This is a genomic window from Pseudoalteromonas sp. S2755, assembly GCF_005886535.1.
In the GTDB taxonomy this organism is placed as follows: Bacteria; Pseudomonadota; Gammaproteobacteria; order Enterobacterales; family Alteromonadaceae; genus Pseudoalteromonas.
The window spans coordinates 30,970-49,433 of record NZ_PNDS01000132.1 but is presented as its reverse complement, the minus strand read 5'-3'; the positions used below and the strand labels follow the sequence as shown (position 1 = coordinate 49,433).

The following is an 18,464-nucleotide window of genomic DNA, read 5'->3' as shown; positions in this document are numbered from 1 at the left end:
ATTTAATCAATTTGGTATAACGATATGATGGGTTAAAAACAGGGGTCTTAGCGTGTCATTTCATTTAATTGCACTGTTGGTAATATTTGCATTGTTTGGCACTTCAGCCACTTACTTAATTCGTTTTATGTATAGCTATTGGATTAAGAAGAGGCTTGAAGTGAAGTATATTGTTAACGCGAGTATTTGTGCGGTTTTAGTGATGGTGATCTCAGTGATCAATGAGCTTGTTCGATGACCTGAAGGCTCACTAGTTTATAGAGGCACTGCCTGACAGGTATGCGCAATACATAGTGTTTGTATTGGCATCACAGGTTCACAACTAACCGCTGGTGCTTTTTCTTTGTTATTCAGCTTTTCTTGCTCTGTAATAGCGCTAACGACAGTTTCTACATCTTGCTCATCAGTATGCTTCGTTGAATAGATCAGATATTCCCTTGGTCCACCACAGGTTAATCGTTCACCTACCCCAATTACTTTACACTGGTAGCTTGCATCACAGCCTAAATGTGCTCTTATCTCGGTGAGTGTATGCGCAGTATTAGAGCGACTTGTGGCATCGCTTGGCGTCATTTCACAGCCTGATAATGCCGCAATTAGTGTGCCGATGCAGGCGAGAGAAATAGCTAACTTCATTATTGCCTCTAGTATGTAGGACGACTATTTTCTAGTTTAACACACTTATTTTCAACGCATTGCGTTGCGGGTTCAATTAAATGCTGACAGATACTCATCATTTGATTTTGCATATTATAGGCGCGCTCTAATGTAGTAATTTGCTCCGCTAATTGTTTTACTTGTGCCTCATCTGCTGATTTAGTTGAATAAACCTGATAAGAGGAAGGGCCGCCACAGGCGCGATCGCCAACGGCAATGACTTTACACTGGGTATCGTTATCACAGCTTTTGTCGGCCACGACGTTTTCCAATGATTGTTTATGGGCTTTGATATCAGAGGTGTCGAGCTTTTTACCCTCTTGTTGAATAGGCAAGCTTGCTTCTTTTGACTCTTTAATTTCGGTGTGCTTTTCGCTTACAGGTTTGGTTTCCTGCGCTTTTTGTTCAGTGGTTTCTTTTTTAGTTACCTCTTCTTGGCAGCCAAACAGCAAAAAGGTTGCGAGTAAAGTGGGGATCATCTTGTTCATTATATGCTCTCCTAATGTTTGCTAATTAAACTACGCAAGTCTTTAAGGAATAGCAAGTTCTGCAGCCTGCATACACTATATGTGATTGCAGGCTGTGAACGACAGCGTTATAAACCGCCTTTGGTGAGTTTTTGCGGATCGAGTAATGATTGGAGCTCATGTTCACTCAGATCGGTTTGCTCAGCAGCGACCTCAATAATTGGACGCCCTTCTTTGTAAGCAAGCTTGGCAATTTGTGCTGCTTTTTCATACCCGATCACAGGATTTAACGCGGTAACTAAAATCGGGTTTTTAGCGAGCGCCTTTTGAATATTCTGCTCATTCACTTTAAAGCTTGAAATAGCTTTGTCTGCAAGTAGCCTCGAGGTATTCGAGAGGATCTCAATACTTTGCAAAATATTTAATGCAATCACTGGCAGCATAACATTCAGCTCGAAATTGCCTGACTGGCCCGCAACACTAATCGTTGCGTCATTACCGATGACTTGAGCACTGGCCATTGCTGCCGCTTCTGGAATAACGGGGTTTACTTTACCTGGCATGATTGAAGAGCCGGGTTGTAGCGCCTCAAGCTCGATTTCACCTAGGCCAGCAAGCGGTCCTGAATTCATCCAGCGTAAGTCGTTGGCTATCTTCATTTGTGCTACTGCAAAGGTTTTAAGTTGGCCAGAAAGCCCCACAATCGCGTCTTGTGAACCGATATGATAGAAAAAGTTGCTACCTTTACTGAAACGGATCCCGATGTTAGTGCTCAGGTTTTGGCTAAATAATTTTGCGAACTGTGGATCGGCATTAATACCTGTGCCTACCGCTGTTCCACCTTGACCTAACTCGTAAACCTTTTCTAAGGAATGAACAATGCCCTGACAAGCGTTATCCACCTGCGCCTGCCAGCCACTTAATGTTTGTGCAAAGGTCACCGGCATTGCATCCATCAAGTGCGTCCGGCCAGTTTTGACATGATGACCAACTTGCTCTGCTTTTTGTTCAATACTACGAGATAAATGTTTTAGTGCTGGCAGAAGGTCATACACTGCTGTGATTGCACTACTCACGTGAATCGCTGTTGGGATCACATCGTTTGAGCTTTGGCCCATATTAACGTCATCATTAGGATGGATTGCTACTCCGCTTAATTCAGTAGCCAACGTAGCTATCACTTCGTTGGCATTCATATTTGAACTGGTACCAGAACCAGTCTGAAAGACATCTACTGGGAATTGGTCTAAATGTTTGCCATCAATTAGTTGCTGACATGCACTCACAATTGCTTTTGCTTTATCACTTGATAGATGACCAAGGGATTGATTGGTTTCTGCTGCGGCTTGTTTGATATAGGCCAATGCTTTGATAAAGCTAGTTGGCATTGTGATCCCGCTAATAGGAAAGTTATTTACAGCGCGCTGCGTTTGCGCCTTGTAGAGTGCATGCTCAGGAACATCTAATGTTCCCATACTATCGGATTCTTGACGAAATGTAGTCATCGTTGCTCCTAATAAAAAGGGTTAAACTGCTGGCAGGTTTGGCACGCATCTCGCTGGAGCTTCAAAAATTGCTGTGACGAAGTATGGTGCTGTTTATAAAACCGTTTTAATGCCAACAAAGGTTTAAATAATTGATCCATGCATTGTTTACGTATGGCTGTATCAACGAGTGGATCGGCAATCTGTTCTAACAGTTCGGACAATGTATTTTTAAGATAAAGCTCTTGCAGCAGCGGGTTATTATGGCGCTCGTACCATTTCGCCATGCCTATGCCTGCCGCAATATATTCCGCAACCAAGAGTGGTGCCTCAAGTTGTGGTCGCTGGCAGTGGCGATTAAGCTTCGCACGGTAAGTCTGTAATAAAGTAGCTAGCTGCATGAATACAAAACCAAACGATGTAATGATAATGGTTATCATTACATCGTTTGTTTGGCAATTCAAGCTTTAGTATTTGCATTGCCAAACAATTTGTTTAGCATTCACCATAGCAGCTCACTATGAGTCTGGAATGAATTTAAAAAGAGTGATTGAGTTAGTTATAGCCGAGGAGATATTGCTGCTCTGAATGCTCTTTCTCTTGTTCTTCGAGTTGCATTAGGTTGGCGACTTCTTGTCGGTAAGCGCGACCTTTAGTGAAGGCATTTTTACGCTTCTTCAGGACAAGTCCCTCGCTTTTAAGTTGGCTTGGCATTTGGGTGATCTCTGAAATTTTCATGCTCGCTTCTCCTCTTGGTACACTTTAAACTTAGCAGAAGTTGTACCAAAATAAATTTCTTTTCTAATTTTAATTGCTTAGTAGAAGTTTTAGCTGTTTGCCTTGCAATTGAGATAAATTCTTGCCTCAATGAGGCGCATAAACCGATCAAAATAGTGCAAACGAGATGACAAAACCTTACTCTCAAGCGTGTGAAAACAATAAACAGCCAATATTAGAAAAGCTCACTCCTTATCTAAACAAGTCTTTGGAAGTGCTAGAAATAGGCTCTGGTACGGGCCAACATGCGGTGCACTTTGCTGCGACGTTACCACATTTAACGTGGCAGACAGCGGACCGAGAGGTCAATCACGCCGGTATTCAAGCGTGGCTTGATGATGCAGAACTTGAAAACGTTTTACCGCCATTGGCGCTAGACTTACGCCATGGGTGGCCTGTTAATCAGCGTTATGATGTGATCTATACTGCTAATACTTTGCACATTGTGTCATCAACGCTCGTTGAGCGCTTAATCGCAGGAGTTGGACGACACCTTAAAGAAAGTGGCTACCTGATAGTTTATGGGCCGTTTAATTATCAAGGTGAATTTACCAGCGAGAGTAACCGAGAGTTTGATACGTATTTAAAGTCACAAGACAAAGAGAGTGGCATTCGCGATCAAGAATGGGTATTGGCGCTTGCGGCAGAGCGAGGACTTACACTACAGCAAGACTATGCGATGCCGGCTAATAATCGCTTATTGGTGTTTAAACGGTAGTTTTGCTTGGCACTCGGTAAAGTAATGCTCGAGTGCGTCAGCTTCGCGCTTGGTAAAATCCTCAAGCGCTCGCTGAAAGTCAGGTTGAAATAAGCGGTGATACGATTGCCTCCACACCGGTTCAAAACCCCTCACTAACTTGTGCTCGCCTTGAGCACCTGCGTCAAAGACAGCAAGCTGATTCGCAATGGCGTACTCTATGCCTTGATAGTAACACAGCTCAAAATGCAAAAAGTCGTAACTATCCTCAATTGCGCCCCAATAGCGACCATACAAGGTATCACCATCCACAAGATATAAACTAGTGGCAATAATTTCGTGGTTTAAGTAAGCGCAGCAAAGACGAAGCTTTTCTGGCATTGAGGTGATAACTTGCTGAAAAAAGTCGCGAGAGAGATAGCCGTGGTGTCGCGAGCGTTTAAGGTAGGTGAGCTGGTAACTGAGAAAAAACGCATCAAGTTGTGCTGTGCTGATTTCTCTGCCAACAGTCCAACTTATGTTAATACCTTGAGCGGTCACAGCTTGGCGTTCTTTTATGACCATTTTACGCTTTCTTGATGTGAGTCGTGCGAGAAAATCATCGAACTTGGCGTAACCATGATTATGCCAATGAAATTGCACATTGCGGCGCATCGTTAAATGACTCTGAGTGAGAAAGTCACTTTCACGACAAAAGTTAATATGGACTCCACTAATGCCTAGTTGGGCGAGGCTCGTGAGCGTAGCGTCAATATATTCAAGCAAGCAAGAAGACAGTCGTTTCGTTAATATTCTTGGCCCTTGAGTTGGCGTAAAGGGGACACCACATAGCCATTTAGGGTAGTAATCTAACCCATGACGCTCGTAGGCTTCAGCAAAAGCCCAATCAAAAACGTACTCGCCATAAGAGTGCGATTTAATATAACCTGGCAAAATTGCAACCAACTCGCCTTGGCGTTCAATCATTAGGTGATGCGGTATCCAGCCAGTCTCTTTGCTGGTGCAGCCGCTCAACTCTAATGCAAGCAGCCAAGCGTAGCTCGTAAATACATGTGATGGTGAAACACAGTCCCACTGTGCTTCTGTCACTTCAGTTAGAGAATGAATAAACTTGTGTTGGTACTCAGTCATTGTGGCCGTCAAAAAATGCGAGCAGTGCTTGCTCAAAGTTACTGTAATCAGGGTTAAACGTGATCCGTGCAAGAGCGGTGTATTGCGTCATGCTTTTTTCATGGCGCTCGCCAAAATGGATGAATTTTCCTGTGCGGCAGTTAATAAAGGCTTGGTCTTCTAAGTGGTAACTGGTGCAATTACGATAAGGCCCTTTGCGGCCGTAAAAGATATGTTCAGGTGGTTGCAAAATACCAATATGAGACATATCGATAATATTGTCGGCTTTCACACTTCGATACTCCACTCCTTGCTTAGTCGATAGTGTTTCCGAGTAGATAAATTGGGTCAATGTTGATTTAGGTTGCCACTTTTCTAGCAGCTTTGCCGTTGCGTGATTGTCTATGGTGGTATCGACATCGCTATAGCTGATAAACATCGGTACATCTGGCAAAGTGGTGAGTGATTTGAGTGGCGCCATAGCTTGATGGGCTAACGTTGCGCCATGCCATGGGAAAGATTCATATTTGGCGAAATCCAAATCTGCGTCTTCATCTATCCAATTGACAAATGGCACGTAATCAATCCATTTGGCTAGCCAACCGTTCTTATTATGTGGCTCCGTAGCGGGTGAGATAAGTGCAACAGAGCCTAAATTATTGGGCTTGTGCTTCGCTATGCTACTTAGCACCAAGGCTGCACCCGTGGAGTAGCCAAGTACGGAAAAATGCGTAAAATCTTGGCTCGTCTGTGCGATGGCATAATCCGTGTGGGTTTGCCAATCGTCAATATCGACTTCGGTTAAATCGCTTGGTGCGGTCGCGTGGCCTGGCAGTAACATGGTTCTGACATTGTATCCTGCTTCATAAAGCGCTGCCGCAAGGTAGTGAAAAGTAAAAGGAGAATCGGTCAGACCATGGATAAGTAAAATGGCGTGATCTTTGTTGTCATGCTCAAGTGAAAATGGCGCAATTAAATCACTTACCTTGGGGTTTGTCAGGTTAAGTAATTTTGCAGTAGGCGTTATTAAGGGGCACGGCAGTGTGGCGCGGGGATTGCGGCTTTCAATAAGTTGCTTGGTAGAACGAATATAATTGTTATAGTTTTTTATATTCCCTACATCGAAGGTGACGGGGCCTTTATCGATCGCTTCGCGGAATAATCCCGACTTTTTGCTCTTGGTGAATAGCGACATATCACTCACTTGGGTAACACAGTCTTGTGCGATGACCAAAGGTGAGGCAAGCAGGCTAAAAGCAAATACTGTGGAGGTAAGGTAGTGGCGCATTGTCGGTCCTTATGAGCATAAAATCACATGCAGTATAGCGAGAACAGATGACGATAAAAATGGTTAGCGGATCGGTAATATGCGTTTTGCAAAAGTTTGCTTGAGGACAATCGTTGATTCAATCCCGCTAATTACCTTACAGGCCCCCAGTTGATGTTTGGCAAATTGTTCATAGCTGGGCAAATCCTTTGCTACGATTTCCAATAGGTAATCATAACTTCCTGAGACCACTGAACAGCTGATCACCTGATCTTCAGATTCCACGTGTTGTTCAAATAAATGCGCTGCAGTTGCGGTATTTTCACTGAGTTTTATAAATGCATAAACCAGAATACTTAAGTCAACTTGTGCTCTATCCAGTGCCGCATGATAGCCTGAAATTACTCCTGTATCTTGCAAGCGTTTTACGCGTCGAAGACAGGGAGTATCGGAAAGGTTTGCCTTCTCGGCGAGTGAGGCATTAGTCAAACGTGCATTATGTTGCAAGGCGTTAAGGAGCAATTTGTCCTTGGTATCTAAATTTACCGACATAAACCAAATAAAAGAGTGATTCTTGCTAATCAGTATTAAACTTTTAGAGGAAATTGGCAAATTATGCTCGTGGTGATTTGCTAGCCTTAACTGTGGAATAATCACGAGAAGTAATCATGAGTCCATTAGCCGTACAATTTGACGCTTGGATTAGAGGTCCGTTTGTTGACCTTAACGACAAGCTTGAACATCTTTATTGGCAGCAACAGGATAAAGCAAATGTTGAAGGCGTTGGTGAAACGCAAAAAGCACAGTTATTAGAAGAAGGTAATCAGCTAGTCCAAGCCTTGCTAGAAGAAGGCAATACCGACGAGGGCTTTGAGCAAGCATTCGACTTACTCGGTAACGTTGGTCTATTTATGGCAGCATGCAGACGCCACGAAATTACTGAGCCAAGTCGTGAAAGGGTGTCTCCACTAACACAAGCATCGGCACTAGCCATGCATATTGGTGCCTCTTTGGGGGTTACGCCGCGCTTCGCAACGGCTCATCTCACCACACACAACCGAGCAATCAACGGCGTGTATAAGCGCTTTACTTCTCATCCGGCAGAGCGCTTATTCATCGACTATAATACTCAGGCCATTCTTGCCTATAAACGTGCGTCCGAATCGTTAATGAAGGTGCATCATTTGGGAATTTCCCATCCCATGTCATTGGTGCTACTCAAACAAGTTAAGCAAGCGCTGCTTGAGGTCATAGAGTCTAATCGAGAGTTATTTAAGGAACTAGATACCGAGGCGTTCTTTTACGTTGTGCGACCCTATTACAAACCATACCGAGTTGGTAAAGAGGTCTATCGTGGTGCAAACGCTGGAGATTTTGCGGGTATCAATGTTATCGATATGATGTTGGGGTTATGCCCGGCTAATGACATTAGTTACGGTCAAATGCTGGTGGAAAAGTTCCTCTATATGATGCCAGAAGACCAAGCAACCCTGCGTGAATGTATGCGTACGCCTAATTTAATGGATGCGTTTCTGAGTGCATTGAAAGGGCCGAAAAGTGATTGGTTTGGCCCTGCTTGTAGCTTGTTTATACAAGTGTGTAAGCTGCATGGAGATACGGCCATACAACATCACAATCAACTCGTCGAAAAGTATATCGCCAAACCTTCGCAAGCAATGCAGCAACAGCACTTAAGCAAAGTAACCGCCAGTGGTCCACCGATTGAAGTCTTACTCAAAGAGCTTGCAGACTTAAGAGATAGACGAGCTGCTGCCGAGCGCGCTGATATCTTTACTCGGCATCATGATTTAAAACGATTACGCCAAGCAATAGGGGTTAAGCATGAAGCAATATAGGGATGATTTTCACTTGCCTACGGGTCGCTATTTATTGAGTCACTCCGTTGGTCGTATGTTGAAATCTGCAGCGGAAGATTTTCATCAGCAATTTATGGTGCCCTGGCAACAACAAAACCAAGAGCCTTGGCAACAGTGGCTAAGCGGTATTGATCGCTTTACCTCAGCCCTAGCTTCCCTATTACACACTGATGCGCGCCTGTTTTGTCCGCAAACAAATCTTTCCAGTGGTTTAACGAAATGGGCGATGAGTTTGCCCGAAAGTGGCATTCGCAAAGTGCGCGTATTGATGAGTGAGCAAGACTTCCCTAGCATGGGGTTTGCGTTACAAAACGCGCTGGACAATATTGAGATTGTTTATATTCCCGAAGTAATGAATATGCACGACCTAAGTGTGTGGCAGCAATATATTGACGAGCAAATTGACTGGATATTTGTCAGTCATGTTTATTCGAACAGCGGTCAGCAGGCGCCTGTCGCTGACATCATTAGCCTTGCTAACCAATATGGTTGTCGAAGTATTATCGATATTGCTCAGTCACTTAGTGTATTACCAATAGATTTAAGCGAGTGGGGCGCGGATTGCGTTATTGGCTCTTGTGTGAAATGGAGCTGCGGTGGCCCAGGCGCTGGTTTCATCTGGGTGAATGAGGATGTCTTACCTTATTGCGAACCGAAAGATGTTGGCTGGTTTTCGCATCAAAATCCATTCGAGTTTGATATTCATCATTTTGCGCTGAGTGAAAGTGCGCTGCGTTTTTGGGGCGGTACACCAAGTGTGGCACCTTATATCTATGCGGGGCATAGCCTTGGCTATTTTGCCGAGCTTGGGATTGAGCAAGTAAGAGCGTACAACTTTGCTTTGTTGTCTGAGTTACAAGCGGCATTGCCTGAATTTTATCGCTCTCCTACAGCACAGAGTGCTTGCTCGGGGACCGCTATTTTACATTTTGGCTCGCGTCATGAGGCCGTGATGGAACAGCTTAAGCGTGCAGACATTGCTGTGGATAATCGTCGCTACGGTATTCGCGTCTCTCCACATATTTACAATAGTCAGGAGGACATTGCGAGGTTGGTGCAGGTTATCAACGAAAGCTAGCTTTCTAACCCTAGTGCTTTTTTGGTCTTCTTCTTCACCGAGCGCCAATGTGTCATTGGCTGCTTCGGCGCCTGCGCTATCAATGCGCTAAAATCAATTTCTTCAGCAAGTACCTCTCCTTGGTGTGCCAAAATCACGGAGTGGGGTTGTAGTGCCTTTACTTTGGCAAGAGATTGGCGATACAAGCGTGGATAGAATACCGGAAAAGGCGCAACAAATTGCCCTTTCACTTTTACCGTCAAATCCGCCACATAGATGCGCTTACTGGGGAGATGATACAAACTCAAATCTCTATCCGTATGACCGGGTGTGTGTATCGCTTGCCATTCGTTAAAGTAGGGTAAGCTATCACCATCAGCTAGGAAAAAATCTGGTGATAAATGTCTTGGATACCAAAGGTTACGTTTGGCCTTGCGCTTTCGCCCAGCAACCCAAAGTGCCAGCGCCATATCGGAGAGGTGCATCATGACACCATCAATACCTCGATACCACTGACTGGGGGCATTTGCGGCCGCAATCTTTGCGCCCGTGAGTTTTTTGAGTTTGTGCGCGCCACCGGCATGATCTGGGTGCATATGCGTGACCACAATCAGCTTTAGTGCGCTTAGTGGTTTTTGCAGTTGTAGGATGTAGTTGCAGACCAACTCAACATCGGCACGACAGCAACCATCGAGTAATAGCAGATCCGTTTCGTGCTCAACCAGATAAATATGTTGAATATAACCTTCTAAGACATGGATTTTCATTAGTCACACTCATTTCCCCAATCAGATCTCAACATAGCATAGGATAAAGACATCTGACCAGTTGTGTGTGGCAGTGATAAATCGCAGACATAAAAAAACCGCAATTAAGCGGTTTTCTTATAAGTGATGGCGGAGAAGGAGGGATTCGAACCCTCGATAGGGCTACAAACCCTATACTCCCTTAGCAGGGGAGCGCCTTCAGCCACTCGGCCACCTCTCCGACGCAATACTTTAAAAATGGCGGAGAGATAGGGATTTGAACCCTAGATACGCTATTAACGTATGCCGGTTTTCAAGACCGGTGCTTTCAACCACTCAGCCATCTCTCCATGGGCAAAGATAATACTTAGCGATTTAGGCGCTGTAAACCGTTTTTAAACTGTTTGCTTAAAAAACGTTCTAAAAGTGAGGTTTTTTTAAAATTGTGCTAGGAATTAGCGGTTTGTCGAAGAGGTTTTGTACAAAAATGCTGGTTGAAGTGGTGCTTTTATGGTCTATTGAAACAAATGCTGACGAGAGCATGGCGGGTTGGGACGCCATGCTCTGTGCAGACTTACTTATACATAATCACGTCTTTTAACGCTAAGTGTTGACCACATACTGCCAACCACTTCGTCCAATTGATACGACGTTGTTTAGTTGGTTGTGTTTGGTTAAACGTGTTTTGTGATGGGCTGCAAGGTGCAGCTGAATTAAGCATGTCTGGCTCCTAATTAGCTATGATTGAAAACAAGGCTATTTTGCCCGCAATTTGTTTAAATTTAAAACGATAAAAATTGATGTTTTCGGATAAAAATAACTAATGAATTAATGGTTTGTTCATTTTTGTTTTAATGGCTTTTTTGAATGGTTATGCATAATTATGATTGTCTTAACTAGGCTTTATCCCAGTTGTTATGGGTGTTTTTGGTTTTTGCTTTTTATTTTGGGTTTTAGTTTTGGTTTTTTATTCATATAAGTTGAGTTTTTGTATTTAAGGGTTTTTATGCTGGTGGTAGTCAACCCTTTAGCGGGTGCTGAGGGGAAAGCGCAAATTGCATGGTTAAAGCAACAATTAAAACAACAGCAGTTGACAGCAACTTGGTTTAATACCACTGGAAATTTTGTCGCAGATAGGGAGGCAATTGCTCAAGCCGCGACGGCGGGAGCTTGCGTGGTGGTGATTGGAGGGGATGGCACTTTGCACCTAGTCGCCAATGCCATTGCTGAACGGGATAACACGCTTGCGCTGCTGCCAGCGGGTACTGGCAACGATTTTGCTCGGCAGTTTAATTATTCCAAAGTACAGTGGCGAGCAGCTGTATTTTCAGACAAGTTTACAAGTATTGATTTGGGTAAAGTGGACGGACGCTGGTTTGTCAATGTTGCTGGGATTGGCTTTAACGCGCATGTGATGAATAACCTAGGACAAACCAAACGCTTGGGAAAGTTGAGCTATACCTATGCGGGACTAATGTCGCTGTTTACTGCCAAGCTCATTCGCTATCGCAGCAAAAAATGGCCTGAGCAGGGTATGATGTTGTTACTTGCGAATGGCAAACACTTTGGGGCAGGGTTAACTCCCGCCCCAATGGCTTGTCTTGATGACGGTCAGTTAGAGCTGCTGTGGTTCACGCCGCAAACGCATTGGCAGCGAGTGGTATTATTTGTCAATATGCTGCTGAAACGTCATATGGGCACGAGAAATGTGCATCACAGCCGCATTACTGAGCTTTTTATCGCACAAGAGGGGTATGACATTGAGGCGGATGGTGAGATTGTTGGGTGCACGCCTGCAACGATAACTTGTCGCCGCCGGGCGCTGTGCATAAAAAAAGCGCCATTATAAAATGGCGCTGAAAAGTAAGAAGCTAAAGCATTGGTAAGACTTCAACTTCTAACTGGGGACCGAATGGACAACCAAGCGTAGATGCGATCTAAAGGTGTGAGTACAATCGCATTACCCAGGATGACCAAAATAAACCCAATAAAGGTGTTTTGCTGCCACTCAAAGCCTTCAAATAAGGTACTCAAGGCCACGGCAACAAAAGGAAATAACACTATCAAATAACTCGCTTTCTCAGGCCCAATATTCTTGAGTAGTGAGAAATAACAACCAAAGGCAATGACGGTGCCAAACACGCTGAGGTAAATCAGAGACCACCAATATGATGCCGGCGCTTGGTTGATAAATTGATGTTCACTCAAGGCGACATAGGTTGCTAACATGACAGCGCTGTAGAGCATGCCCCACGCATTTCCCGCCATAACATCAATTTGCTGATTGGAATTGCGTACGCTCACCATATTTCCGAGTGATGCGACCACTGTTCCTAATAAAGCTAATGATAATCCCAAGAAGGCCTCGCTTTGCAAATCAAATGCGACCAAATCGTGCCAAAACAAGCTGACTATCCCAAGCGTGCCCAGTGATGCACCAAAGTAAATTCGCTTTGCAATAGGTTTGGCAAAAAACAACTTAGTGTTAACGATATTAACGACCAATAATAATGAAAATGCAATTGATGCCATCGCTGACGTTAAATGTGCCTGAGCCCAATACAAAAAGAGATAGTTAGCACCAAAATTACACAGCGCTAAGAGGATGAAAAAGCCGTGATCTCGGCGAGAAAATCGCATTGGCACACGCTTATAGATGACAAACGCCCACATACAAACCGCGGCGAGGCCAAAGCGGTAAAACAGCGACACAAACTCGTTGATGCTGCCAAGTTGATATTCAATGGCAAGCCATGTTGATCCCCAAATCAACACAGTGATGGTGTAAAGAAATAGATTTTTCATGATCGGCTCTAGATTTAAACAGCAGTGGAAGTCTGTAGTTTACGCTGTTATTCTGTATAAGCTATATACAGAATTTGCTAATTTATACCTATACAGATTATTGCTTATGAGTACCGTTATTCAACGCCAACATTCCGCCTTTCTCTATCAGCAGGTGATCCAAATGATCTTGTCGATGGCAGAACAAGAGTCCATTTTACCGGGCGAAAAGCTTCCTTCATTGCGTGTTATGGCACAAAACTTAAATGTCAGTATCCCAACGGTAAAACAGGCTTATCAAGCACTTGAAGACCAAGGAAAAGTGGTTGCCAAAGAAAAGTCAGGCTACTTTTTATGCCAAAGAGCTTCGCACAACGACTCGCCAAAGCGTGCAAGATTACCCGCCAAACCCGTGGTGGTTAACAAACAGGCGTTGATTGAACAAGTCTATAATGGGATCCATCAGCCACATGCAATCCCTTTAGGTATCGCTAACCCCATTGCCATTGCTGGTACCGAGCAGGTTCTTGCCAAAATTATGCGCCGTGTAATGAAAGAAGCGGGGAATGAGCTCATTAACTATGGTCCTATGGATGGTTTAGATAGCTTAAAGAAGCAAATCGTGCGGCGTTATTTGGATATGGGCTTAGCAATAGACATGGATGAAGTGGTGATCACCAATGGCGCGCAAGAAGCATTGGCGATTGCGTTACAAGCGGTGACCAAGCCCGGAGACGTGATAGCGATTGAATCCCCCTGTTATTTTGGCATTGTTGAATTGGCTGAAAATTTAGGGTTAAAGGCTATCGAAATCCCTGTCTGCCCGGATGACGGCATTTGGCTGAGCGACCTTGAACGGGCACTTGAAAAGCACGATATTCGAGCGTGTGTGTTTTCTACCAGTATTAGTAACCCGCTTGGTAGCTTTATGCCAGATACGAGACGTGCGCAGCTGGTGGCGCTATTAGAGCAACGTGACGTGGTGTTGATAGAAGACGATGTGTATGGCGATTTATATTTTACCGAGCAGCGTGGCATACCGGCACAGGCATTTAGCCAAAAGGGCTTAGTGATCACATGTGCGTCATTTTCAAAAACTGCAGCGCCCAGCTATCGAGTGGGTTGGATGGTCGCCAGTCAATTTAGTGCAAAAGCAAAGCGCATAAAACGTGCGTTGAGCTGCTCGTCATCTTTAATGAATCAATGGGCACTGGCGGATTTTCTCAGCTCCGGAGGCTACGAGCGCCATTTAAAGTTGGTCCGTAAACGGTTAATTGAGAATCGAGATCGTATGATCCAAGCGGTAAATGTAGCATTTGGTAGTGAGGTAAGGGTCAGTCGCCCGCAAGGCGGTTGTGTGCTGTGGCTAGACTTAGGTAAGCACGTCGATGGTGCCTTGTTGTTCCAAAAAGCCTTGGAGCGCGGGATCAGTATTACGCCTGGTACGCTATTTAGTGCCAGCAAAAAGTATCAAAATTGTATACGTATCAGTTATGGTTTGCCGTGGGATGCGTCGGTAGAGCAAGCGATTAAAACGCTGGGGAAATTGGCCGATGCACAAAGGAAAGGGTTGGCATAACGTATCCTAAATTAGAAGTCAGTTATGCCAACGTCAGATTATTTAAATTTAAACAGTTGGTACTCTGACATGGCGGGGATAGACTTTGCGACAATGGCTTCGTTTTTCGCGATTTGTTCAAAGTCGCCACACAGTGCGTCGGCTTTTTTCTCAATAGATTCTGCCTGCTGTTCAACTTTGGTTTCGATTTGTGTTGCGAAGTTTTCCATCCGTTGTTCAAAGCTGCTCATATCACCTTTTGCATCTGACATTTCGTTGCCAATCGCAACCAGTAAGCTACCTATCGATTGCATCATGGCACCTTGTACTGCGGTCTCGATTTTTTCTTCAAACTGATTATCGAAATTTTGGCCAAACTCATCAAAAGTTTGCTTACCCATCACAAACGCACCTTGCTGATAAAACGTATTTTGCACTTCTGTTTCGAGGTCATCGATCACAGCATGGATGCTATCTAAACTGGTTAAATTAAAGGTTTGCGCCACTTCATTAAGGGCAACGCCCGCTAATTTTATGCCTTCAAAAGCAATATCAGCCACTTGTGGTAGGCGGCCTCTTAGTTCATCACCATATTGTGTGAGCATCGTTTTTTGCTGTGTATTAAGTGCGATGCGCTCGCCGTTGAGTGTCAGTTCGCCAAGATTGTTGATCTCCGCTGTTTTGTTTTTGGCCGTTGTGATCACCAAGTTATCAGGCGTGATCCTAACGTCATTCTGAAATTCTACTTCACAATTATCACCGCTAAACGTGATGTTATTCTTTTCGTGTGCAGCGACTGTGGTTGTCATCATTGTTGCTGCTGTTAGTAGTAAAATTTTATTCATGGTCGATCCTTATTGGCTCAGTTGCATGATTGTTGTTACAAGAACAATGCCAAATATAAAATCTAATAAAATCAATATATTGTGTTTTATTGTTGAAAGTTAATGTGCTCTAAAAGTGATGAAATTGACTAAAATGTAGTTGTTTTTGTCAAAATTAATTAGGCAATAAAAAATTTTTATTGTAAGGATAAGAAACTCTCACTTTCCAGAATGACAATTTAGCGCTAAATAGTGATCTTGAGAGACGGCTCTCATTTTATTAATGACTATTTTATTTTGGAGTTAGTTGTGGGTAAGACATTCTCTTACGATGCGCTTGATGATGATTTTGCAGACGATGAATTTGAAAAGTTGGGTCGTAACCAACATGACAAGCAAAAGCGTAAAGTCAAAAGAAAGCTAGACGACTACTTAGAGCAAAAACGCCTACGTAGAAATCTAGGCGATGATGATTTCGACTATATTGATGATTGATCACTAGACGTCATCTACGAGTCTAGCACTGACAGTAACTCAATTTGGCTATGTGATTAAGCACGGCTGTGGGTTACTCAGTGCGATGTCTGAGTTATTGTGTCGTTGGTGATAGCCAAGCAAGTGACGAGATATTCAGATAGTAAGCAGCCGCAAATATGCGGCTGTTTTGTTTTTATTCGACTAGTATTAATCTTTAAAAGATTTATGGCAGTCTTTACAGCCTTTTGCCCAATCTTTAAATGCAGAAGCAATCAGCTTTTTGTCACCTGAGTCAGCCGCAACAGCCAGTGCTTGAGCATACTCGGCAAATTGCTTGGCTTTACCATCGAATTCAGCTCTGTTTGACCAAACTGCTGGTAGGGCATCAGTATTGCCTTTGTCAGAGCCGTCAATGAATGCTTCCCAAGGCATTTGCGATAATTGCGCAGCGTTGTGAGCACGTTGTTTAAATACTTCAGCATCAAATGGCACTTTGCCTTTTAGCATGTCGCCCATATTGCCAATTTGGAAACGGATCAATTGGAAAGACGCTTGGCGGTATTCAATTGCATCTTCAGCCGATTCAAACATAGTGTTAGCTTGCGCTGTTGCTGCAAGACAGCTAAATAGTGTGACGGTAAGTAGTTTCTTCATAGTAAACCCCTAATATTTTTCCCTATTTTCAATGTAAATTACAAATATAATCAAACAATTGCGATAAGCGCCCTGTGACGGAGGCAACTAGTTTCAAATAATCAACTCTCGATATCTTTGAATATCATGCCCCTGCGCATACTGCGGGTGGCTAAAAAGATTTCTCCAAGCAAAGAGACAAATGCGCCAATGAGCAGCACCATAGCGGCGATAAAACAAGACGATAAAGTAATACCCAATGGCATACTGTACAAGTGTGACATGAACAGCAGCATAACCACTGCACACACAAGCAACGCACTGAGTACACTCATGCTAAATGCCACGTGAATAAAACGAGATCGTTTTAACAGTGCGCGCATTTCACGGCTAAAGTGCATTTTGAGCTCTTCATCTTGCGTGGTATTGATCTTGCGATCAAGTAAACGTGCCCTATCCGTGATCCGTGCTAAGCGGTTTGATAGTACCCCTAAGGTCGCAGCAATACCTGTAATTAAAAATACAGGGGCAACGGCAGTTTGGATAACTTTGGCCATCGTGAGAATGCTAACGACTTCTGGATTCATATAGTTACCTCGTTAATTCCAGTTTAGTTTTGATAAAGTGTTGGGTTGCTCACCGATAAGTGTTTGCATCACTTGGTTGTGCTCATCAAGCAAGATGACTCTTGGAATGCCTTTGTTGGCATACGTGTTGTAAATATCTCGATTGGGATCGGCAACAAGATGTATGGGTAATTGCATGGCTTCGTTGAATTGCTCAAGCGTAGTGTTATTTTCTTCTCGGCCGATGGCAACGATGGTTAAATCTGCTTGGGTGAGTAGTTCTGATTGTTTTAGTTCGCTCAATAAGCGTTGCGAATCGGAGCACCAAGTCGCGAATAAAATCACCAACTTTTTGTGATTAGCATCGAACCTAACGGTTTGGTTTTTGATATCCGTAAATTGCAAATGTTTAAAGGCGTCGCCGGTGTGGATATAGGTCTGATAGCCATCGTCTGCTTGCGGATGTGCTTCGTTATAGGCCTTGCAGCCACTTAATCCGGTGGTGAGAACGGTACTAAGTAGTAACATTTTTATTGTTGTTTTCATGTCTATTCCTTGTTTCCGTGTCAGTGTCTTTGAAGTCATGCGCACATTTCAGTATATTGCCCCACTTAGATGATTTCTTAAAGTCCAATTTCTTATAGCCGTTGATATGATTTATCTTTCTTTATTTGGGCTTGCTTTTATTGCCGCAACCTTATTACCTGCGTCGTCGGAGCTGGCGCTGAGTGGGCTCGTTGTGAAGCAACAGGGTGAATTAGGTTGGTTATGGCTGGCTGCGACAACAGGTAATCTACTTGGTAGCTGTATGAACTATTATCTTGGCTGGTTTATCGCTAGGTGGCGCAATAAGCGCTGGTTTCCGGTTTCTCAACAGCAATATGATAAGGCTTGTGGGCTATTTAATCGCTACGGCAAGTTTTCATTGCTATTTGCTTGGCTACCCATAGTTGGAGATCCTTTGACTGTGGTAGCGGGGTCTCTACGGACCTCTTTTGGGTGGTTTTTTGTGTTAGTCGCGCTCGGTAAAGGTGCTCGTTATGCACTGGTGATCTACCTTGCCTTACAGGTGATTTCTTAACACCAGAAGGCAAGGAAGTGAATATCAGAGTCTTATCGCTTAGCTTCTGTACCAATCAAGCGTGAGTGACACTGAGTCAGCAAAACGTAAAGCATGCGGTTTATCTACGGTGACTTTTGCATAGGTCACGTCTTGATGCTGGTGACATTCAGCGAGTATGTCAGCCACTAACTTCTCAAGTAACAAAAAGTGGCCTTCTTCTACTAGCGTGATGACCGCTTTAGTTACCGTTTTGTAATTAAGCGCATGGGCCACGTTATCATGATCTAAACATGCCGTATCAGCTGGGTAGTGAATTTCAATATTGATCACGACATCTTGCTTTTTCTCCCGCTCTTCGGGATTAAAACCAATAAAGGTACGTAATCTTAAATTTGTCACCTTGATAATGGCATTCGACAT

The 18,464-nt window shown here is 43.8% G+C and carries 24 protein-coding genes and 2 tRNA genes; 8 read left to right on the top strand and 18 right to left on the bottom strand.

The genetic code is table 11. From position 1 onward, the window contains the following. The first annotated feature begins 52 nt into the window (after positions 1 to 52). Positions 53 to 238 (top strand): hypothetical protein, encoded by a 186-nt coding sequence (locus CWC03_RS19075; protein ID WP_128725308.1) that lies wholly within the window; start codon positions 53 to 55, stop codon positions 236 to 238. A gap of 17 nt (positions 239 to 255) precedes the next feature. On the opposite strand, the gene CWC03_RS19070 is transcribed toward CWC03_RS19075, so the two are convergent. The 5 genes from CWC03_RS19070 to CWC03_RS19050 all read right to left on the bottom strand — a co-directional run bounded on the left by CWC03_RS19070 (position 256) and on the right by CWC03_RS19050 (position 3,346). Then, complete coding sequence (locus tag CWC03_RS19070) at positions 256 to 636, bottom strand: hypothetical protein (RefSeq protein WP_128725307.1); 381 nt, start codon at positions 634 to 636, stop codon at positions 256 to 258. Positions 637 to 644: 8 nt separating this feature from the next. Next, positions 645 to 1,145 (bottom strand): hypothetical protein, encoded by a 501-nt coding sequence (locus CWC03_RS19065; protein WP_138583230.1) that lies wholly within the window; start codon positions 1,143 to 1,145, stop codon positions 645 to 647. Between the two features lie 107 nt (positions 1,146 to 1,252). Continuing rightward, positions 1,253 to 2,629 (bottom strand): class II fumarate hydratase, encoded by a 1,377-nt coding sequence (locus tag CWC03_RS19060; RefSeq protein WP_128725305.1) that lies wholly within the window; start codon positions 2,627 to 2,629, stop codon positions 1,253 to 1,255. An 8-nt stretch (positions 2,630 to 2,637) separates the two neighbouring features. Beyond that, positions 2,638 to 3,048, bottom strand: coding sequence for a hypothetical protein (locus CWC03_RS19055; protein ID WP_128725304.1), 411 nt, complete (start codon positions 3,046 to 3,048; stop codon positions 2,638 to 2,640). 115 nt (positions 3,049 to 3,163) lie between these two features. Next, positions 3,164 to 3,346: a hypothetical protein gene (locus tag CWC03_RS19050; protein WP_138583229.1), complete on the bottom strand. Its 183-nt coding sequence runs from the start codon at positions 3,344 to 3,346 to the stop codon at positions 3,164 to 3,166. 166 nt (positions 3,347 to 3,512) lie between these two features. Between CWC03_RS19050 and CWC03_RS19045 the strand changes: the two genes are divergently transcribed. Further along, positions 3,513 to 4,103, top strand: a complete 591-nt coding sequence (locus CWC03_RS19045) for a DUF938 domain-containing protein (RefSeq protein WP_138583228.1) — start codon at positions 3,513 to 3,515, stop codon at positions 4,101 to 4,103. Here the strand turns inward: CWC03_RS19045 and CWC03_RS19040 are convergent. The 3 genes from CWC03_RS19040 to CWC03_RS19030 all read right to left on the bottom strand — a co-directional run bounded on the left by CWC03_RS19040 (position 4,083) and on the right by CWC03_RS19030 (position 7,011). After that, positions 4,083 to 5,213, bottom strand: coding sequence for a GNAT family N-acetyltransferase (locus tag CWC03_RS19040; RefSeq protein ID WP_138583227.1), 1,131 nt, complete (start codon positions 5,211 to 5,213; stop codon positions 4,083 to 4,085). The two genes, CWC03_RS19045 and CWC03_RS19040, sit on opposite strands and share 21 nt — an antisense overlap. Then, positions 5,206 to 6,480: an alpha/beta hydrolase gene (locus CWC03_RS19035; RefSeq protein ID WP_138583226.1), complete on the bottom strand. Its 1,275-nt coding sequence runs from the start codon at positions 6,478 to 6,480 to the stop codon at positions 5,206 to 5,208. The genes CWC03_RS19040 and CWC03_RS19035 overlap by 8 nt, the downstream gene beginning before the upstream one ends. A gap of 63 nt (positions 6,481 to 6,543) precedes the next feature. Beyond that, positions 6,544 to 7,011 carry an Lrp/AsnC family transcriptional regulator gene (locus CWC03_RS19030; RefSeq protein ID WP_138583225.1) on the bottom strand — a complete coding sequence of 156 codons (468 nt, stop codon included), beginning with the start codon at positions 7,009 to 7,011 and terminating at the stop codon, positions 6,544 to 6,546. Positions 7,012 to 7,127: 116 nt separating this feature from the next. On the opposite strand from CWC03_RS19030, the gene CWC03_RS19025 reads away from it, so the two are divergent. Continuing rightward, positions 7,128 to 8,315 (top strand): PrnB family protein, encoded by a 1,188-nt coding sequence (locus CWC03_RS19025; RefSeq protein WP_138583224.1) that lies wholly within the window; start codon positions 7,128 to 7,130, stop codon positions 8,313 to 8,315. Beyond that, on the top strand, positions 8,302 to 9,414 hold the full coding sequence (locus tag CWC03_RS19020; RefSeq protein ID WP_138583223.1) for an aminotransferase class V-fold PLP-dependent enzyme: 1,113 nt from the start codon (positions 8,302 to 8,304) through the stop codon (positions 9,412 to 9,414). The genes CWC03_RS19025 and CWC03_RS19020 overlap by 14 nt, the downstream gene beginning before the upstream one ends. On the opposite strand, the gene CWC03_RS19015 is transcribed toward CWC03_RS19020, so the two are convergent. The 4 genes from CWC03_RS19015 to CWC03_RS23530 all read right to left on the bottom strand — a co-directional run bounded on the left by CWC03_RS19015 (position 9,411) and on the right by CWC03_RS23530 (position 10,860). Continuing rightward, on the bottom strand, positions 9,411 to 10,160 hold the full coding sequence (locus CWC03_RS19015) for an MBL fold metallo-hydrolase (protein WP_138583222.1): 750 nt from the start codon (positions 10,158 to 10,160) through the stop codon (positions 9,411 to 9,413). The two genes, CWC03_RS19020 and CWC03_RS19015, sit on opposite strands and share 4 nt — an antisense overlap. Before the next feature lie 127 nt (positions 10,161 to 10,287). Beyond that, positions 10,288 to 10,380: transfer RNA gene (locus CWC03_RS19010), tRNA-Ser, on the bottom strand. A gap of 18 nt (positions 10,381 to 10,398) precedes the next feature. After that, positions 10,399 to 10,489 (bottom strand) — tRNA-Ser (locus CWC03_RS19005). A gap of 224 nt (positions 10,490 to 10,713) precedes the next feature. Further along, the gene (locus CWC03_RS23530) at positions 10,714 to 10,860 is read right to left on the bottom strand and encodes a hypothetical protein (protein WP_017219379.1); all 147 of its coding nucleotides are present in this window, start codon (positions 10,858 to 10,860) and stop codon (positions 10,714 to 10,716) included. A 285-nt stretch (positions 10,861 to 11,145) separates the two neighbouring features. On the opposite strand from CWC03_RS23530, the gene CWC03_RS19000 reads away from it, so the two are divergent. Continuing rightward, a complete protein-coding gene (locus CWC03_RS19000) occupies positions 11,146 to 11,988 on the top strand; it encodes a diacylglycerol/lipid kinase family protein (protein WP_138583221.1) in 843 nt (280 codons plus the stop codon). A 41-nt stretch (positions 11,989 to 12,029) separates the two neighbouring features. Here CWC03_RS19000 and CWC03_RS18995 read toward each other — a convergent pair whose 3' ends face one another. Next, positions 12,030 to 12,944 (bottom strand): DMT family transporter, encoded by a 915-nt coding sequence (locus tag CWC03_RS18995; protein WP_138583220.1) that lies wholly within the window; start codon positions 12,942 to 12,944, stop codon positions 12,030 to 12,032. Here CWC03_RS18995 and CWC03_RS18990 point away from each other — a divergent pair. Beyond that, complete coding sequence (locus tag CWC03_RS18990) at positions 12,943 to 14,502, top strand: aminotransferase-like domain-containing protein (protein WP_138583219.1); 1,560 nt, start codon at positions 12,943 to 12,945, stop codon at positions 14,500 to 14,502. The two genes, CWC03_RS18995 and CWC03_RS18990, sit on opposite strands and share 2 nt — an antisense overlap. A gap of 38 nt (positions 14,503 to 14,540) precedes the next feature. On the opposite strand, the gene CWC03_RS18985 is transcribed toward CWC03_RS18990, so the two are convergent. Continuing rightward, a complete protein-coding gene (locus tag CWC03_RS18985; RefSeq protein ID WP_138583218.1) occupies positions 14,541 to 15,326 on the bottom strand; it encodes a DUF2884 family protein in 786 nt (261 codons plus the stop codon). A gap of 288 nt (positions 15,327 to 15,614) precedes the next feature. Here CWC03_RS18985 and CWC03_RS18980 point away from each other — a divergent pair, with 288 nt between their 5' ends. Further along, a complete protein-coding gene (locus tag CWC03_RS18980; protein ID WP_010604204.1) occupies positions 15,615 to 15,800 on the top strand; it encodes a PA3496 family putative envelope integrity protein in 186 nt (61 codons plus the stop codon). Between the two features lie 189 nt (positions 15,801 to 15,989). Here CWC03_RS18980 and CWC03_RS18975 read toward each other — a convergent pair whose 3' ends face one another. From CWC03_RS18975 to CWC03_RS18965, 3 genes are all read right to left on the bottom strand, one after another. Beyond that, positions 15,990 to 16,436, bottom strand: a complete 447-nt coding sequence (locus CWC03_RS18975; protein WP_010378096.1) for a c-type cytochrome — start codon at positions 16,434 to 16,436, stop codon at positions 15,990 to 15,992. Between the two features lie 101 nt (positions 16,437 to 16,537). Beyond that, the gene (locus CWC03_RS18970) at positions 16,538 to 17,002 is read right to left on the bottom strand and encodes a DUF2721 domain-containing protein (protein WP_017219384.1); all 465 of its coding nucleotides are present in this window, start codon (positions 17,000 to 17,002) and stop codon (positions 16,538 to 16,540) included. A 12-nt stretch (positions 17,003 to 17,014) separates the two neighbouring features. After that, positions 17,015 to 17,527, bottom strand: a complete 513-nt coding sequence (locus tag CWC03_RS18965; RefSeq protein WP_138583217.1) for a TlpA family protein disulfide reductase — start codon at positions 17,525 to 17,527, stop codon at positions 17,015 to 17,017. A gap of 106 nt (positions 17,528 to 17,633) precedes the next feature. Between CWC03_RS18965 and CWC03_RS18960 the strand changes: the two genes are divergently transcribed. Further along, positions 17,634 to 18,062 carry a YqaA family protein gene (locus CWC03_RS18960; RefSeq protein WP_138583216.1) on the top strand — a complete coding sequence of 143 codons (429 nt, stop codon included), beginning with the start codon at positions 17,634 to 17,636 and terminating at the stop codon, positions 18,060 to 18,062. Positions 18,063 to 18,101: 39 nt separating this feature from the next. Here CWC03_RS18960 and folX read toward each other — a convergent pair whose 3' ends face one another. Then, positions 18,102 to 18,464, bottom strand: a complete 363-nt coding sequence (folX, locus tag CWC03_RS18955) for a dihydroneopterin triphosphate 2'-epimerase (protein ID WP_010378103.1) — start codon at positions 18,462 to 18,464, stop codon at positions 18,102 to 18,104.

Excerpts from the sequence above, each read along its gene's own strand:
- CWC03_RS19065 (WP_138583230.1), bottom strand. The coding sequence starts at position 1,145 with ATGAACAAGATGATCCCCACTTTACTCGCAACCTTTTTGCTGTTTGGC.
- CWC03_RS19060 (WP_128725305.1), bottom strand. The coding sequence starts at position 2,629 with ATGACTACATTTCGTCAAGAATCCGATAGTATGGGAACATTAGATGTT.
- CWC03_RS19070 (WP_128725307.1), bottom strand. The coding sequence starts at position 636 with ATGAAGTTAGCTATTTCTCTCGCCTGCATCGGCACACTAATTGCGGCA.
- folX (WP_010378103.1), bottom strand. The coding sequence starts at position 18,464 with ATGTCGAATGCCATTATCAAGGTGACAAATTTAAGATTACGTACCTTT.
- CWC03_RS19040 (WP_138583227.1), bottom strand. The coding sequence starts at position 5,213 with ATGACTGAGTACCAACACAAGTTTATTCATTCTCTAACTGAAGTGACA.
- CWC03_RS18995 (WP_138583220.1), bottom strand. The coding sequence starts at position 12,944 with ATGAAAAATCTATTTCTTTACACCATCACTGTGTTGATTTGGGGATCA.
- CWC03_RS19055 (WP_128725304.1), bottom strand. The coding sequence starts at position 3,048 with ATGATAACCATTATCATTACATCGTTTGGTTTTGTATTCATGCAGCTA.
- CWC03_RS19000 (WP_138583221.1), top strand. The coding sequence starts at position 11,146 with ATGCTGGTGGTAGTCAACCCTTTAGCGGGTGCTGAGGGGAAAGCGCAA.
- CWC03_RS19015 (WP_138583222.1), bottom strand. The coding sequence starts at position 10,160 with ATGAAAATCCATGTCTTAGAAGGTTATATTCAACATATTTATCTGGTT.
- CWC03_RS18985 (WP_138583218.1), bottom strand. The coding sequence starts at position 15,326 with ATGAATAAAATTTTACTACTAACAGCAGCAACAATGATGACAACCACA.
- CWC03_RS19035 (WP_138583226.1), bottom strand. The coding sequence starts at position 6,480 with ATGCGCCACTACCTTACCTCCACAGTATTTGCTTTTAGCCTGCTTGCC.
- CWC03_RS18990 (WP_138583219.1), top strand. The coding sequence starts at position 12,943 with ATGATCGGCTCTAGATTTAAACAGCAGTGGAAGTCTGTAGTTTACGCT.
- CWC03_RS18965 (WP_138583217.1), bottom strand. The coding sequence starts at position 17,527 with ATGAAAACAACAATAAAAATGTTACTACTTAGTACCGTTCTCACCACC.
- CWC03_RS18975 (WP_010378096.1), bottom strand. The coding sequence starts at position 16,436 with ATGAAGAAACTACTTACCGTCACACTATTTAGCTGTCTTGCAGCAACA.
- CWC03_RS19025 (WP_138583224.1), top strand. The coding sequence starts at position 7,128 with ATGAGTCCATTAGCCGTACAATTTGACGCTTGGATTAGAGGTCCGTTT.
- CWC03_RS19030 (WP_138583225.1), bottom strand. The coding sequence starts at position 7,011 with ATGTCGGTAAATTTAGATACCAAGGACAAATTGCTCCTTAACGCCTTG.
- CWC03_RS18960 (WP_138583216.1), top strand. The coding sequence starts at position 17,634 with ATGATTTATCTTTCTTTATTTGGGCTTGCTTTTATTGCCGCAACCTTA.
- CWC03_RS19050 (WP_138583229.1), bottom strand. The coding sequence starts at position 3,346 with ATGAAAATTTCAGAGATCACCCAAATGCCAAGCCAACTTAAAAGCGAG.
- CWC03_RS18970 (WP_017219384.1), bottom strand. The coding sequence starts at position 17,002 with ATGAATCCAGAAGTCGTTAGCATTCTCACGATGGCCAAAGTTATCCAA.
- CWC03_RS19020 (WP_138583223.1), top strand. The coding sequence starts at position 8,302 with ATGAAGCAATATAGGGATGATTTTCACTTGCCTACGGGTCGCTATTTA.
- CWC03_RS19045 (WP_138583228.1), top strand. The coding sequence starts at position 3,513 with ATGACAAAACCTTACTCTCAAGCGTGTGAAAACAATAAACAGCCAATA.
- CWC03_RS23530 (WP_017219379.1), bottom strand. The coding sequence starts at position 10,860 with ATGCTTAATTCAGCTGCACCTTGCAGCCCATCACAAAACACGTTTAAC.